The 15,822-nt window shown below is 61.4% G+C and carries 11 protein-coding genes and 1 pseudogene; 8 read left to right on the top strand and 4 right to left on the bottom strand.

The annotated features are described in order from the left end of the window. Positions 1 to 236: 236 nt before the first annotated feature. Positions 237 to 1,628 (bottom strand): multicopper oxidase family protein, encoded by a 1,392-nt coding sequence (locus tag ACZ9BX_RS08845; protein ID WP_476217205.1) that lies wholly within the window; start codon positions 1,626 to 1,628, stop codon positions 237 to 239. A gap of 258 nt (positions 1,629 to 1,886) precedes the next feature. On the opposite strand from ACZ9BX_RS08845, the gene aspS reads away from it, so the two are divergent. Beyond that, positions 1,887 to 3,677, top strand: coding sequence for an aspartate--tRNA ligase (gene aspS, locus ACZ9BX_RS08840; protein WP_027508627.1), 1,791 nt, complete (start codon positions 1,887 to 1,889; stop codon positions 3,675 to 3,677). Positions 3,678 to 3,914: 237 nt separating this feature from the next. On the opposite strand, the gene carA is transcribed toward aspS, so the two are convergent. Continuing rightward, positions 3,915 to 5,120 carry a glutamine-hydrolyzing carbamoyl-phosphate synthase small subunit gene (carA, locus tag ACZ9BX_RS08835; RefSeq protein ID WP_476219934.1) on the bottom strand — a complete coding sequence of 402 codons (1,206 nt, stop codon included), beginning with the start codon at positions 5,118 to 5,120 and terminating at the stop codon, positions 3,915 to 3,917. Positions 5,121 to 5,394: 274 nt separating this feature from the next. Between carA and ACZ9BX_RS08830 the strand changes: the two genes are divergently transcribed. Then, on the top strand, positions 5,395 to 5,847 hold the full coding sequence (locus ACZ9BX_RS08830) for a GatB/YqeY domain-containing protein (protein WP_027508629.1): 453 nt from the start codon (positions 5,395 to 5,397) through the stop codon (positions 5,845 to 5,847). 1 nt (position 5,848) lies between these two features. Here the strand turns inward: ACZ9BX_RS08830 and ACZ9BX_RS08825 are convergent, their stop codons facing one another. Continuing rightward, positions 5,849 to 6,706, bottom strand: coding sequence for a hypothetical protein (locus ACZ9BX_RS08825; protein WP_027508630.1), 858 nt, complete (start codon positions 6,704 to 6,706; stop codon positions 5,849 to 5,851). 665 nt (positions 6,707 to 7,371) lie between these two features. Between ACZ9BX_RS08825 and dnaG the strand changes: the two genes are divergently transcribed. From dnaG to ACZ9BX_RS08810, 3 genes and pseudogenes are all read left to right on the top strand, one after another. Continuing rightward, positions 7,372 to 9,357: a DNA primase gene (gene dnaG / locus ACZ9BX_RS08820; RefSeq protein ID WP_476217201.1), complete on the top strand. Its 1,986-nt coding sequence runs from the start codon at positions 7,372 to 7,374 to the stop codon at positions 9,355 to 9,357. A 14-nt stretch (positions 9,358 to 9,371) separates the two neighbouring features. Beyond that, entirely contained in the window at positions 9,372 to 11,213 is a 1,842-nt protein-coding gene (recQ, locus tag ACZ9BX_RS08815; protein WP_476217199.1) for a DNA helicase RecQ, read from the top strand. A gap of 98 nt (positions 11,214 to 11,311) precedes the next feature. After that, a pseudogene (locus tag ACZ9BX_RS08810) lies at positions 11,312 to 11,772 on the top strand (cupin domain-containing protein). A 60-nt stretch (positions 11,773 to 11,832) separates the two neighbouring features. On the opposite strand, the gene ACZ9BX_RS08805 reads toward ACZ9BX_RS08810, so the two are convergent. Next, positions 11,833 to 12,603, bottom strand: a complete 771-nt coding sequence (locus ACZ9BX_RS08805) for an SDR family oxidoreductase (RefSeq protein WP_476217197.1) — start codon at positions 12,601 to 12,603, stop codon at positions 11,833 to 11,835. A 174-nt stretch (positions 12,604 to 12,777) separates the two neighbouring features. Between ACZ9BX_RS08805 and ACZ9BX_RS08800 the strand changes: the two genes are divergently transcribed. From ACZ9BX_RS08800 to tdh, 3 genes are all read left to right on the top strand, one after another. Further along, a complete protein-coding gene (locus ACZ9BX_RS08800) occupies positions 12,778 to 13,506 on the top strand; it encodes a class I SAM-dependent methyltransferase (protein ID WP_476217195.1) in 729 nt (242 codons plus the stop codon). A gap of 66 nt (positions 13,507 to 13,572) precedes the next feature. Beyond that, complete coding sequence (locus ACZ9BX_RS08795) at positions 13,573 to 14,760, top strand: glycine C-acetyltransferase (protein ID WP_476217193.1); 1,188 nt, start codon at positions 13,573 to 13,575, stop codon at positions 14,758 to 14,760. 21 nt (positions 14,761 to 14,781) lie between these two features. Further along, positions 14,782 to 15,819 carry an L-threonine 3-dehydrogenase gene (gene tdh / locus ACZ9BX_RS08790; RefSeq protein ID WP_476217191.1) on the top strand — a complete coding sequence of 346 codons (1,038 nt, stop codon included), beginning with the start codon at positions 14,782 to 14,784 and terminating at the stop codon, positions 15,817 to 15,819. Positions 15,820 to 15,822 lie beyond the last annotated feature (3 nt).

Here is a 15,822-nt window from a genome sequence, read left to right as displayed (position 1 = left end):
GCCTCTCAGTGCACGACTTACCGCTAAAGGTGATGCAACTATGGCGGAAAGCTGTATGCAACGTAAAAGAGAGGTTTCGTCATGCCCGAAGATGCCCCTCGCCCTCTCCCTGCAAGCGGGGCGAGGGGACTTGCCTCGCCAATGGCCCAGAAGGGCGGAGAGGTTGCCGGCATATCCTTCGCCCCGTTTACGGGGAGAAGGTGCCGGCAGGCGGATGAAGGGGCTATCGCCCCACCTTAAACAACCCGCACATAGCTCGTCATGCCCGTTTTCTGATGCTCGATGATATGACAATGCAGCACCCAGTCGCCCGGATTGTCGGCGACGAAGGCGAGCTGGACCTTCTCGTCGGGTTGGACGAGATAGGTGTCGGAAACGAGCGGCATCACCTGTCGCGTCGAGGACGAAATAACGGTAAAGCTCATGCCGTGCAGATGGATCGGATGTAGGTGCGGCGTCACGTTCTCGAGCTGGAAGACGTAGCTCTTGCCGAGCTTCAGCTCGGCAATCGGAGCGGCCGCACCGGCAATGTCGCCCGGCCATGGCACCCTGTTGATCGCCCAGAAAGTGTAGCCCAGCGTGCCGCATATGCTGTCGGTGGATGCGTTTTCCGCCGTGGCGCTGAGCACCAGCGGGATCTTCTCGGCGGAGGACAGATCGGCGTGCGGGACCGGATTGGCGGCAAGTGGGGCAAGGTCGCCCGCATCGCGTTTCAGAGACTGTCCGACGGCGCGCAGGCTGGCGATTGTTTTCGGCGCAGTCCCCCGAATATCCTCCAGGATCGCTACAGCGCCCTCGCTGTCCGGCATCCTGACGGCAAGATCCAGCCGCTGCCCGGGGCCGATCTGGAGCAGGTCAAGCGGAAAGCGCCGCGGCACGGGATTGCCGTCGATGGCGATCACCGTCGCCTCGGCGCCCTCCATCCGCAGCGAGAAGACGCGGGTGACATCTGTCACGGCGACGCGCAGGCGGACAAGGCCGCCGGCCGGCGCATCATATTGCGGCTCCTGCTGCCAGTTCGCGGTGCGCACTGTTCCGTAGGTGCCGGTCTTTGCCGCGTCGCGCGGACGGAAGGGCGCAATGAACTGCCCGTCTCCGCCGAGCCGCCAGTCGCGCAGGTTGAGCACGATCTCTGCATCGAACGCCGGATCGGCCGGATCCTCGACGACGATCGCGCCGGCCATGCCGCGCCCTATCTGTGTGAGCGTGTTGCAATGCGGATGGTACCAGAAGGTGCCGGCATCCGGCGGCGTGAAGGTGTAGTCGAAGCTGTCGCCGGTATAGACGTAGGGCTGCGTCATGAAGGGCACGCCGTCCATCCTGTTGTCGATGCGCAGGCCATGCCAGTGGATCGTCGTAGGTTCGTCTAGAGCATTGGTCAGGCGCGCGGCATAGGGCCTGCCACGGGTCATGCGCAGCACCGGCGGTGGACCACCGTCACCCCAGGTCATCACACCCCTCGTCGGCCCGGCAGCGGTCAGCGAAGCCTCGGTCTTCACCGCCCTCAGCACCTGCGGTTCGGGCGCCGAGCCGGCAAAGCCGAACTTGCCGGCGACAGCCATGCCGGCGCCATAAGCGCCGGCGATGGCGGACGCCTTCAGCAGATTGCGGCGGGTGAGTAGGGGCATCTGGCGCTCCGGCAACAACAATGGCGTCATCTTTAAAGTTGACTGCAGGTTTCATCAATAAAGAAGTGAAGGCTAAACTGCCGCAGTTGCCTTGCATTGGGCTTCCGAATAAACCGCGCCAAAGTGCTACTCGATGCGGCCCAAGCCTTGACAAATCGGACCGTCCATGCGCTTTTCCGCCCGATTTTCTTGTCGGCACCGGAGAGCCATTCGAGCCCCTTGCTGCCGTCTCAAGCCAAAATACCAGGATTAGACATTATGCATCGCTACCGCAGCCACACATGTGCAGCCCTCCGCAAGGCGGATGTCGGCTCGAATGTCCGGATTTCCGGCTGGGTCCACCGCGTTCGCGACCATGGCGGCCTTCTCTTTATCGACCTTCGCGACCATTACGGCATCACGCAGGTCGTTGCCGATCCGGATTCGCCGGCTTTCAAGATGGCGGAAACCGTTCGCGGCGAGTGGGTCATCCGCATCGACGGCCTCGTGAAGGCACGTACCGAAGACACCGTCAACAAGGCGATGGCGACTGGCGAGATCGAGCTTTACGCGCAGGAGATCGAAGTTCTCTCCGCCGCCAAGGAACTACCGCTGCCGGTCTTCGGCGAGCCGGACTATCCGGAAGACGTCCGCCTCAAGTACCGCTTCCTCGACCTTCGCCGCGAGACGCTGCACAAGAACATCGTCAAGCGCACGCAGGTCATCTCTGCCATGCGCCGCGAAATGGGCAATATCGGCTTCACCGAATATTCGACGCCGATCCTGACGGCCTCCTCGCCGGAAGGCGCACGTGACTTCCTGGTGCCGAGCCGCATCCATCCGGGCACCTTCTATGCCCTGCCGCAGGCGCCGCAGCTTTACAAGCAGCTCTTGATGGTTGCCGGTTTCGACCGCTATTTCCAGATCGCACCCTGCTTCCGCGACGAAGACCCGCGTGCCGACCGCCTGCCGGGTGAATTCTACCAGCTCGACCTCGAAATGAGCTTCGTGACCCAGGAGGACGTCTGGAATGCCACGGGTCCGCTGATGACCAAGGTGTTCGAGGAGTTTGCCGAAGGTAAGCCGGTGACCAAGGAGTGGCCGCGCATTCCTTATGACGAGGCAATCCGCAAATACGGCTCCGACAAGCCGGACCTGCGCAACCCGATCGTCATGGAGGCCGTGACCGAACACTTCGCCGGTTCAGGCTTCAAGGTTTTCGCGAACATGATCGCATCCAACCCGAAGGTTCAGGTCTGGGCGATCCCGGCAAAGACCGGCGGCTCCCGCGCCTTCTGCGACCGCATGAACGCCTGGGCGCAGAGCCAGGGCCAGCCCGGTCTCGGCTACATCTTCTGGCGCAAGGAGGGCGACAAGCTCGAAGGCGCAGGCCCGCTTGCCAAGAACATCGGCGAAGAGCGCACGGATGCAATCCGTACCCAGCTCGGCCTCGATGACGGCGACGCCTGCTTCTTCGTCGCCGGCGAGCCGGACAAGTTCTACAAGTTCGCAGGCGAAGCACGCAACCGCGCCGCCGACGAGCTGAACCTCATCGACCGCGACCGTTTTGAGCTCTGCTGGATCGTCGACTTCCCGTTCTTCGAATGGAACGAGGAAGAGAAGCGGGTCGACTTCGCGCACAACCCCTTCTCCATGCCGCAGGGCGGCTTGGAGGCACTGCAGAACCAGGATCCGCTGACAATCAAGGCCTTCCAGTACGACGCCGTCTGCAACGGCTTCGAAATCGCTTCGGGCTCGATCCGTAACCAGTCGCCGGAACTGATGGTCGCCGCCTTCGAAAAGGTGGGCTTGAGCCAGCAGGACGTCGAGGATCGCTTCGGCGGTCTCTATCGTGCCTTCCAATACGGCGCGCCGCCGCATGGTGGCGCTGCCTTCGGCATCGACCGTATCGTGATGCTGCTCGTCGGCGCCAAGAACCTGCGCGAAGTGACGCTGTTCCCGATGAACCAGCAGGCGCAGGACCTCCTGATGGGCGCACCGTCGCCGGCAACGCCGACGCAGCTGCGCGAACTGGCGATCCGGCCGATCCCGCCGATCAAGAAGGACTGAGTTCTTCGTAACGAAGTAAAACACCCGCAGCCATGAAATGGCCCCCGAAAGTTGGACATCCGCTTCGGGGGCGGCCGGCAACAACGAACGGCCGATCCCGCACGCCGATCAGCGGCCGGACCGCCGGATGCGGCCTATCAGCGCCGGCTTCAGACGCGCGGCGCCGCAAAGAGCATGTCACGCAAAGGCAACTGTCTTGAGGGCATCCGGGCTTTTGACTTGGCCGTCAGGGGCGGTTCAACGCTCGGCGAGCGCTGCTTCACCTTTCTTCTCGCGCACCATGTTGATGAAGCGGCGGAAGAGGTAATGGCTGTCCTGCGGGCCGGGGGAGGCTTCCGGATGGTGCTGAACGGAGAAGATCTGCTTGCCTGAAACACGCAGGCCGCAATTCGTGCCATCGAAGAGAGAAACGTGAGTTTCTTCAATGCCTTCCGGCAATGACTTCGTGTCGACTGCGAAGCCGTGGTTCATCGAGACGATCTCGACCTTGCCGGTCGTATGGTCCTTCACCGGATGGTTGGCGCCGTGATGGCCCTGATGCATTTTTTCGGTCTTTGCGCCAAGCGCGAGGCCGAGCATCTGGTGGCCGAGGCAGATGCCGAAGACCGGGATGTCCGTTTTGATCAGCTTCTGGATCACCGGCACGGCATATTCGCCGGTTGCCGCCGGATCGCCCGGGCCGTTTGACAGGAAGATGCCGTCCGGCTGCATTGCAAGCACATCTTCGGCGCTCGTCGTCGCCGGAACGACCGTGACCTTGCAATCGAGGCCGGCAAAGAGGCGCAGGATGTTGCGCTTTACGCCGTAATCGAGGCAGACGACATGGTATTTTGTTTTGTCGGCGTTGAGTTCCGCGTAGCCTTCATTCCATATCCACGGCGTTTGAGCCCATTGCGACGACTGGCCGGAGGACGCGATCTTGGCGAGATCGAGGCCTTCGAGGCCGCTCCAGGCCTTGGCTTCCGCCTTCAGGGTTTCAATGTCGAAGACGCCGTTCGGATCATGGGCAATGACCGCGTTCGGTGCGCCGTTCTCGCGGATCCAGGCGGTAAGCGCGCGGGTATCGACGCCGCAGAGGCCGATGACGCCACGGGCCTTCAGCCAGGTGTCGAGGTGCTTTGCGGCGCGGTAGCTGGAAGGCTCGGTGATGTCGGCCTTGAAGATGACGCCGACCGCGCCGTGGCGTGCTGCCGGCGTCAGGTCTTCGATGTCTTCGTCATTGGTGCCGATGTTGCCGATATGGGGGAAGGTGAAGGTAACGATCTGGCCGAGATAGGAGGGGTCGGTCAGGATTTCCTCGTAGCCGGTTAGCGCCGTATTGAAGACCACTTCGGCCTGAACCTTGCCGATCGCGCCGATGCCCTTGCCTTCGATCACGGTTCCATCTGCCAGAACGAGCAGGGCGGTCGGCTTTTCGGTTGTCCAGGGTGCTGTCGCGGTCATCTTCATCCCGTTTCCGGCAGGTGTCGACGTCTCGGGGCCGTCAGACTGCCATTTGTGTTCGCAAGCGTATGAGCGCAGCTTGTCGCAGCGCATCTCAGGCCTGATCACGAATTTTGGTGCAGGTGGCGGTAGATAGCCGCGCTATGCCCCGGCGTCAATCTTTCTAGCGCGGATCGGTGGGCTTTTCCTGCGCTTTCTTACGCGAATCTCGCAATTTATTTGATCCCTGCCATCGGGCTGGTTTATGAAGCGCCATTCAACAGGAGTGAAGATAATGCTGCGCGATCAGCTCGCCACCGCGCTCAAGGACGCGATGAAATCCAAGAATGCCGAACGGCTCTCGACCGTCCGCCTGATCCAGGCGGCGATCAAGGACCGCGATATCGCCAATCGCGGCACAGGCAAAGGCGAGGCTTCGGACGACGAGATCCTGCAGATCCTCGCCAAGATGGTGAAGCAACGCGACGAATCGGCGAAGATCTACGAAGAGAACGCCCGTCCGGAACTCGCCGCCAAGGAACGGGCCGAAATCGTTGTCATCCAGGACTTCCTGCCCAAGCAGCTTTCGGAGCAGGAAGTGCGGGCGAATGTCGCCGCGATCATCAAGGAAACCAGCGCAGAAGGGCCGAAGGACATGGGCAAGGTCATGGCGGCGCTCAAGGAGCGTTATGCCGGGCAGATGGACTTCGCCAAGGCGTCCGGCACAGTCAAGGAGCTGCTGAAGTAGGCTAAACAGCCGGGCCAAGCACCGCTTCGGCCGCGGCATCGACGACCGCGAACTTCGCGGCCTGATAATTCCAGTATTCGAGAATGAAGCCGCGCGAGAGCCAGAGATCGCCCTTGCGCGGCGGCGCTTCCCAGCCGACGCTCCCCATTTCGGCAGCCTGGGAAAGCAGGCGCTTCAGGTGCGTGTTCGAAATCATGAACTGTGCGCGGATTTCGCCGAGCGATACGGGACCAAGAGCGATCCGCTCCTTCGACCGGTCGAAGCCCGGCAGGCGCGTCATCAGATAATCCATGACCAGGCCTCCCGAATTTGCCCAGTTGAAGAGATTGAAGGTCTTGCCGGGATCGCGCACGGCATCGGTCTCGATGATCGCCTTCGCAATCAGCGGTTGAATTTTGCCGATGGTCGATGGGTCGGCACTTGCCCGCTCGACACGCTTTCCACCGTCGAGCCCATCGAGGATAAACAGATGGGCGAGCAGCCATTTCAGGAAATGTTGTTCGGCCGTTTCCGTCGGCTCAAGCAGCCGCGTGCGCCGATCGCTCTGCCCGATTGCCGGCCTCAGAAACCGATAGGCGAGCATTTCCTGCATGAAAGCGGCAGCGGTATTGCGGCTGGCGATCTTGTTGGCGACGACGAATTCCACAAAGCGGCCGGAATAAAGCCCCTTCGTCGTGCCGTCCGGATAGCCGTAGTGCAGCGCAAACCCGGCGTGCGCCATCAACCAGCGCTGCTGCGCGGCAAAGATCGAGGCAATGCGTGGGCTGTCGCGATAAATTGCAAGCATTTCATTGGCGCAGAGCAGTACCGCTTCAAAAAAACGATCATCGGCTGCAAGTTTTTCTGCGGTATTAGACATCGAACAATCCAGGCGGGCACACGTATTCCATCTGGCACGAAGGATGCGCCTGTCAATGTTACTTTGCACAAGGATGCTGCAAAATTGCTTTGGTCAGTTAACCGGCAAGGTTAAAGCGCAAATTAAAGAAGGCAGGAGCTGGGGGGTGCTCCTGCCTTCTTGCTCTTTGCTGTCGCTGGCGACGCGGGCCGAAACCCAAACCAGCGGCGTATTTGCAAAGGCACCCTTGCGAGGCGGCGCCGGGGGTAGGGATGGAGCCTCGCTCGGGGATCTCTTGTTGGGATGGACGGTATTGCGGTGCGGCAGGGGATTCAAATTACAAAAATATAATAATTCGATCGCATGCTACCTGTGCACCTGCGGATGAGAGACAATGGTCGGGCGGTAGCCGCTTCTATCGTTCCCGGAATAATATCATAAAGTTTTGTTTTTAAAGATTTTTATGAGATCCCTATTCCTGTCTGGAAAAATTGTGGAAACGAGGCGGCGCGCATCTTTGTGCACAATTGTCGCAGCCCGTCTCCCTGGTGGTTCACGCTTTCTTTGATTGACATTTTTCGATGTACGCTGCGCGGCCAAAGCCTGTGAATAGCGCGTCTTTCCGTCAAAGTTCATGGCACGTTCCACCAAACCTGCGTATATGATGGTTGGTCACGAGGGTTCATATGCGCTTTTCCAATTCCTTTCTCGACGAGATACGCGACCGCGTCCAGATTTCGGATGTGATCGGCCGTCGTGTGAGCTGGGACAAGCGCAAGACCAACGTGCCGCGCGGCGATTACTGGGCCTGCTGCCCGTTCCACGGCGAAAAATCGCCGAGCTTTCATTGTGAAGACCGCAAGGGCCGCTATCATTGCTTCGGCTGCGGCGTCACGGGCGACCATTTCCGTTTCCTGACCGACCTTGAGGGCCTGAGTTTCCCCGAAGCCGTGCAGCAGATTGCCGATATGGCAGGCGTCGCGATGCCGATCGCCGACCCGGTGATGGAAAAGCGCGAGAAGGAACGCGGCTCGCTTCAGGATGTGATGGAGCTTGCGACGCAGTTCTTCCAGGACCAGCTGCAGACGGCAAATGGCGCGCGGGCGCGGGCCTATCTTCGCGACCGCGGGCTGACGGGTCGGACAATCGACACCTTCCGTTTGGGCTTTGCGCCGGACAGCCGCAATGCGCTCAAGGAGTTCCTAGCGGGCAAGGGTGTGGTCAAGGAGCAGATCGAGGCCTGCGGCCTCGTCGTGCATGGCCCCGACGTGCCAGTCAGCTACGACCGTTTCCGCGACCGCATCATGTTTCCCATCCTCTCGTCGCGGGAGAAGGTGATCGCCTTCGGCGGCCGTGCCATGTCGTCGGATGCGCCGGCGAAATATCTCAATTCCAATGAGACCGAGCTCTTCCATAAGGGCAACGTACTCTACAACTTCGCGCGCGCCCGGCGAGCGATCCAAGGTGCGGACGGCGCGCAGACCATCATCGTTGTCGAAGGTTACATGGATGTCATCGCCCTGCATCAGGCCGGCATCGAAAATGCCGTCGCGCCGCTCGGCACGGCCCTTACCGAGAACCAGCTCGAGCTGCTTTGGAAGATGACGCCGCAGCCGGTACTCTGCTTCGACGGTGACGGCGCCGGCATCCGCGCGGCCAACCGCGCCGGGGATCTGGCCCTGCCGCACCTGAAACCCGGCCGAACCTTGCGTTTTGCGCTGCTGCCCGACGGGAAGGATCCTGACGACCTCGTGCGCCATGACGGCCGCGCGCCGTTCGACAAGGTGATGAGCCAGGCAAATGCGCTGGCCGAAATGCTCTGGAGCCGCGAGATCAACACGGGCAAATTCGATACGCCGGAAGCGCGCGCCGAACTCGAAGCGCGCCTGAAGCAGATGGTTGCTGTCATCGCCGACGAAAATGTCCGCCGCCATTATCAGCAGGATATCCGCGACAGGCTAAAGGCATTCTTCCAGCCGCAATTCCAGAACCGCGGAGGCGAACGCCGGAGCTTCGATCGTGGCGGTCGGCCGGGTGGGCGTGGCGGGCAGCAGGAGGCGCGTGGTGCGCGCATCTCCGGCGGCGGTATTTCCGAGCGCCTTGCGCGATCGGGCCTCGTGCGCGGACATCAGGAAATTCCGGCGTTACGGGAAAGCGTGCTCGCCCTCACTATCGTCAATCATCCGGCGCTGATGCAGGACGAGTATGACGAGATCGCTTCGATCGACTACGACAATCGCGAGCTTCAGCGCCTCTGGTCCGGCGTGCTGGGCGCTGCGGCGGCAGTCGCCGCACAGCATCTGACGCGCGAATATCTGATCGAGCGCCTGGATGAGCAGGGCTTCGGCGCGCTCCTCAAAGGCCTGGAGCAGCAGATCCGCAATGCCCGCCTCTGGATCGCGACGGAGGAGGCGGCCATGGAGGATGCCCGTGAGGGCTACCGCCAGGCGCTTGCCTTCCACAAGCGCACCAAGGCGCTGCGCTGGCAGAAGATCGAGCTCGAACGCGAGATCGCCGAGGCAACGGAAGCCGGGGACGGCGACGTCATCGACCAGCTGATGCGCGCGCTGCAGGAAGTCCATTTCGAAGGCCTTCGGCTGGAAAACCAGGAAGCCATCATCGATGGCTTCGGCGTGCTTTCCGGCCGCGTCAAAGGCGCGGCAAGCCATTGATGGACGGCGGCGACATGGCATTTTCGGCCGCAGGCGCGCTCTTCGGCAGCAGCCGGGATCCGCTCGATATCCTGAAGCGCGTCTATGGCTATCCGGCATTTCGGGGCAAGCAGCAGCAGGTGATCGAACAGGTCGTGGCGGGCGGCGATGCTGTCGTGCTCTTTCCGACGGGTGCCGGCAAATCGCTCTGCTTCCAGATCCCGGCGCTCTGCCGCGACGGCCTCGGCGTCGTCGTTTCGCCGCTGATTGCCCTGATGCGCGATCAGGTGGAGGCGATGAGGCAGCTCGGCATCCGCGCCGCCGCGCTCAATTCGTCGATTTCGCGAGAGGAATATGCGGACATCCGCCGGGCGCTTTCTTCCGGTGCGCTCGACATGCTTTACGTCACGCCTGAACGCATCCTGATGGACGGTTTTCGCGATATCATCGGCAGGGCGAGGATCGCGCTCTTTGCGATCGACGAAGCCCATTGCGTCTCGCAATGGGGTCATGATTTCCGCCCGGAATATCGCCAACTCGGCAGGCTTGCGGAACATTATCCCGGTGTGCCGCGCATCGCTTTGACGGCGACCGCCGATCCACATACGCGCGACGACATCATAGAGCGGCTGGCGCTGAACAACGCCAAGGTCTTCACCACCAGTTTCGATCGCCCGAATATTGCCTACGAGATCGTCGAGCGCGATCAGCCGCGCCAGCAGCTGCTACGCTTCCTCTCGGGCCACAAGGGCAATAGCGGCATCGTCTATTGCCTGTCGCGCGCCAAGGTCGATGACACGGCAGATTGGTTGAACGGACAGGGCATTCGCGCACTGCCGTATCATGCCGGCATGGACCGGGCACTGCGTGACGCCAATCAGGATGCCTTCCTGAAAGAGGAAGAACTCTGCCTCGTCGCCACCGTCGCTTTCGGCATGGGAATCGACAAGCCGAATGTGCGTTATGTCGCCCATCTCGACCTGCCAGGCTCCGTCGAGGCCTATTATCAGGAAACCGGCCGCGCCGGGCGCGACGGCCTGCCATCGGAGGTCTGGATGGCCTATGGCATGGCCGACGTCATCCAGCGCCGCCGCATGATTGATCAGGGCAATGCGGCAGATGAGATCAAACGCATCGAACGTGGCAAGCTCAATGCGCTGCTCGCCATCTGCGAAACGGCTTCCTGCCGCCGCCAGGCGATCCTCGGGCATTTCGGCGAGGCGCATGCCGGCAATTGCGGCAACTGCGATACCTGCCTGAAGCCTGTCGAAACCTGGGACGGGACGGAAGCGGCGATCAAGGCGCTTGCCGCCGTCTATCGCACCGGCGAGCGTTTCGGCACCGGCCACGTGATCGATGTGCTTCTCGGCAATATCAATGAAAAGACGGAGCGCTTCGGCCATGTCGACATGCCGGTCTTCGGCGCAGGCAAGGATATCCCGGCCCGCGTCTGGCAATCCGTCTTCCGCCAGCTTCTTGCCATGGGTCTGACCCGCGTCGATCATGACGCCCATGGCGCTATCAAACTGGAGCTGGATGCCCGCGCCGTCTTCAAGCATGAACGCCAGGTCTTCTTCCGCAAGGACCGCCCGGCCTCGGAGCGCCGCACCAAGAAAGCCGAACGTAGCGAGCGCCGCTCCGGCCTTTCCGGCGCCGACGGCATTCTGTTCGAGGCCCTTCGGGCGGAGCGGACGTCGATCGCCAAATCCATCGGCGTTCCGCCCTATGTCGTCTTCCCCGATACGACGCTGATCGCCTTCGCCACCGAACGGCCGCGCAGCCGCAAGGAACTGCTTGGCATATCCGGCGTAGGGCAATCGAAGCTTGAGCGCTATGGCGATGCGTTTCTGGATGTCATTCTGGCCCACGACGAGTAGACCGGAATGAGGCGGTTGCATAGGCCTGCCTAATGCAATCGGGTGATATTCTGCGCTCCGGACCTCTGATATGTTCCTCCTAAGGTTCGGGGGCTTCGATGACAACTTTCAATAAAGCGGTGGTTTCGTTGCCCGGGCGTGAGCGGATTGCCAGACATCTGCATGACGGGCAGGTCTTCATTCATGCGACGGCAGAAGAGACGGGTGGCGTGCTCGGCATGTGGGAGACATTTTCGGCGCCCGGCACAGGACCGGGCCGCACATGCACACGCGGGAGACTGAGGTTTTCCGCGTGATTGCTGGAGCCTATCGTTTCTGGTGCGGCAAAGAGGTGATCGATGCGCCGGTAGGCACCACGGTCGTTCTGCCGCCGAACGTGCCGCATGCGTGGAAAAACATCAGCGATGCCCCAGGGCGCATGATGGCCGTCGTAACGCCCGGTGGTTTCGAACATTTCTTCATGGAGCTCGAACGCACCGGCGCCAGCACGCCGGAGGCCATCCTTTTCATCCAGCAACGTTTTGGCCTCATGGACGTCGAAATGGAAGCCGAACTCTAGGATCGGGACCGGCATTTTGCGGTCCACCGCCGGGCGAAGGCCAGCCGGAGGAGCAAGCTTTCACATCCTGACGGTCATGCCGCCATCGACGGTCAGGACATGGCCGTTGACGAAGGAAGCGGCGTCGCTGGCAAGGAAGAGGGCGGCTCCGGCGATCTCGTCCGGCCGCCCCCAGCGCTGGACCGGAATCCGCTGCCTCACGAAGGGCATCAGCTCTTCGTTCGCCGCCATCGCCGCGTTCGTTTCCGTCGCGAACCAACCGGGCGCGATGGCATTGCTGGTGATGCCATGTGGGCCGAATTCCACTGCCATCCCCCGCATCAGACCGGTCAACCCCTGTTTTGCAGCGGGATAGACGCAGTCGCCGGGAAGAGCGACGTGGCCGCTGATCGACGTCACTGAAATCAGCCGCCCATGGTTGTGCCGCTTCATCAGCCTGGCGGCATCCCGGGAGAGGGTCATTGCAGCGGCCAGATCCGTTTGGAGGAGGTGGAGGATCGCTTCGTCTTCGAAATCGGCAAGCGGGCGTCTGTCGCGGGCGCCGACATTGTTGATCAGGATGTCGAGCCGGTCGTGGTTCTTTTCGATATCGATCATCGCTGCGCGCTGCGCATCGCGGTCGGCCACATCGAAAGCGGCAGCCTCGGCACTGCCGCCAGACGCCCGGATGGCCTCGACGGCTTCGTCGAGCGTTGCAGCCGTCCGTCCGTTGACGAGGACATGTGCCCCGGCATCAGCAAGCGCCCGCGCCATCTCCAACCCCAGCCCGCGCCCTGCGCCGGTGACGAGGGCGATCCGGCCTCTCAGGGAGAATCTTTGGAAAATGCTCATAGCTCTCTCCATGCTGAAAGCGATATCCGTTCGCCGGCGGCTCCAATAATGGACTGAGTCAAGTAATTTTGGCAATAGTGCGAGGATGGAGAATGCATTTATCGAGATTGCCTGAGGCCTGATCCTTGAGATCGGGGCGTGGCCGTTTATAAGAATCGGCCGGGAGGCTGCCCGATGACGCAGAACATTTACGACAAGCCTGAATTCTTCGAAGGCTACAGCAACATGCGCCGGTCCGTGCTCGGCCTCGAGGGAGCCGCCGAATGGCCGGCGGTCCGCGCGCTTCTGCCGGATCTTTCCGGCAAGCGTGTCGTCGACCTCGGCTGCGGCTTCGGCTGGTTTTCGCGTTATGCTATGGAGCGGGGCGCGGCAGGCGTGCTGGCTCTCGACATATCCGAAAAGATGATCGCCCGCGCGAAGGCGGATAACGGCCATGCGGCGATCACGTACCGGATCTCGGACCTCGAACACCTGCAGCTGCCGAAGGCGGTCTTCGATTTCGCCTACAGCTCGCTTGCGCTTCATTACATCGAGAACTTCGCGCAGGTGATTGCGACCATCCATCGCAGCCTCGTTCCCGGTTCGCAATTCGTCTTCACAATCGAGCATCCGATCTACATGGCGCCCACCCGCCCGACCTGGACGACGGATGCCGAAGGGCGGCGCATCTGGCCGCTCGCCGGCTATTCCTTGGAGGGCACCCGCACCACCGATTGGCTCGCTAGAGGCGTCGTCAAACAGCACCGGAAGCTCGGGACGACGCTGAACACGCTGATCGGCGCCGGCTTTGCCATCCGCCATGTAGAGGAATGGGCGCCGAATGCCGAGGAACTCGCGGCCAATCCCGACTGGGCGGAGGAGCTCGACCGGCCGATGTTCCTACTGATTTCCGCCGAGCGTTGAGCGAGACAAGCCTTTGTCGATGTGCTACTCGACCGCCAACGGGAAGTATCAGAAGAAAGGCAGCCTATGACCTCGCAGTTTCTCTCCCATCTGCGCTCCGAGATTTCGGCCCTCAAAGACGCCGGGCTCTACAAGGCCGAGCGGGTCATCACGTCCAAGCAGGCCGGTGAAATCGCCGTCGCATCCGGCGAGCGCGTGCTGAACTTCTGCGCCAACAACTATCTCGGTCTTGCGGATAACGAAGAACTTACGGAAGCCGGAAAGAAGGCGCTCGACCGCTACGGCTACGGCATGGCCTCCGTGCGCTTCATCTGCGGCACGCAGGAGGAGCATAAGCAGCTTGAGGCGCGCATTTCGTCGTTCCTTGGCATGGAGGATACGATCCTTTATTCGTCCTGCTTTGATGCCAATGGCGGCCTGTTCGAGACCCTGCTTGGTGAAGAAGATGCGATCATCTCCGATGCGCTGAACCATGCCTCGATCATCGACGGCGTGCGGCTGTCCAAGGCCCAGCGCTTCCGCTATGCCAACAATGACATGAAGGCGCTCGAAGAGGAGCTAAAAAAGGCCGAAGGCAGCCGCTTCAAGATGATCGCCACTGACGGCGTCTTCTCGATGGACGGCATTATCGCCAATCTTCAAGGTGTTTGCGATCTCGCCGAGAAATACTGCGCGATGGTCATGGTCGACGACAGCCATGCCGTCGGCTTCGTCGGCAAACACGGTCGTGGCTCGCCGGAATATTGCGGCGTTGAGGGCCGGATCGACGTCATCACCGGCACGCTCGGCAAGGCGCTCGGCGGGGCTTCGGGCGGCTATACCTCGGCAAAGGCCGAGGTCGTCGAATGGCTGCGTCAGCGCTCGCGGCCCTATCTCTTCTCGAACACGCTCGCTCCGGTTATTGCCGCCGCATCGCTGAAGGTTTTCGACCTGATCGAGAACGGCAATGCGTTGCGCGACAAGCTTTCGTCCAATGCCTCGCTCTTCCGTTCGGAGATGATCAAGCTTGGCTTCACGCTGGCGGGTGAGGGACATCCGATTATCCCCGTCATGCTCGGCGATGCCAAGCTCGCCCAGGATATGGCGGCTCTGATGCTGAAGAAGGGCGTTTACGTGATCGGCTTTTCCTTCCCCGTCGTACCCAAGGGCCAGGCACGCATCCGCACGCAGATGTCAGCCGCGCATTCGAAGGCGGATGTTGAGCGCGCGATTGCGGCTTTCGCTGAGGCGGGACGAGAACTCGGGGTCATTTGAGGGGTTTGGGGGAGTAAAATCATGTCGAACATGATGAAGGCGCTGGTCAAGTCGAAACCCGAAGTCGGGCTCTGGATGGAAAACGTACCGGTGCCGGAGGTTGGACCGAACGACGTTCTGATCCGCGTGAAGAAGTCGGCAATCTGTGGCACCGATGTCCATATCTGGAATTGGGATCAGTGGGCGCAGAAGACCATTCCGGTGCCGATGGTAGTCGGTCATGAGTTCTGCGGCGAGATCGCCGAGATCGGTTCTGCCGTCACCAAATACCATGTCGGCGAGCGGGTCTCTGGCGAGGGCCATATCGTCTGCGGCAAGTGCCGCAACTGCCGCGCGGGAAGAGGGCATCTTTGTCGCAACACGCTCGGCGTCGGCGTCAACCGTCCCGGCTCCTTCGGTGAGTTCGTCTGCATTCCGGAAAGCAATGTTGTGCCGATCCCGGACGACATTCCCGATGAGATCGCCGCAATCTTCGATCCCTTCGGCAATGCGGTTCACACCGCACTCTCCTTCGACCTCGTCGGCGAGGACGTGCTTGTGACCGGCGCCGGCCCGATCGGCATCATGGGCGCGCTGGTGGCCAAGCGTTCCGGCGCCCGCAAGGTCGTCATCACCGACATCAACCCGCATCGGCTGGATCTGGCGCGCAAGCTTGGCATCGACTACGTCGTCGATGCGTCGAAGGAGAATCTTGCCGACGTCATGAAGGCGATCGGCATGACAGAGGGTTTCGATGTCGGCCTGGAAATGTCGGGGGCTGCACCCGCCTTCCGCGACATGATCGACAAGATGAATAATGGCGGCAAGATCGCCATCCTCGGCATTGCGCCGGCCGGCTTCGAGATCGACTGGAACAAGGTCATCTTCAAGATGCTGAACCTGAAGGGCATCTACGGCCGCGAGATGTTCGAGACTTGGTACAAGATGATCGCCTTCGTGCAGGGCGGCCTCGATCTGTCGCCGGTCATCACGCACCGCATCAAGATCGACGAATTCCGGGACGGCTTCGAGGCGATGCGCTCGGGCAATTCCGGCAAGGTCGTGATGGATTGGTATTAAGGG

The organism is Rhizobium sp. USDA 3886 (genome assembly GCF_056279785.1).
This window is presented reverse-complemented; position numbering and strand designations above follow the sequence as displayed.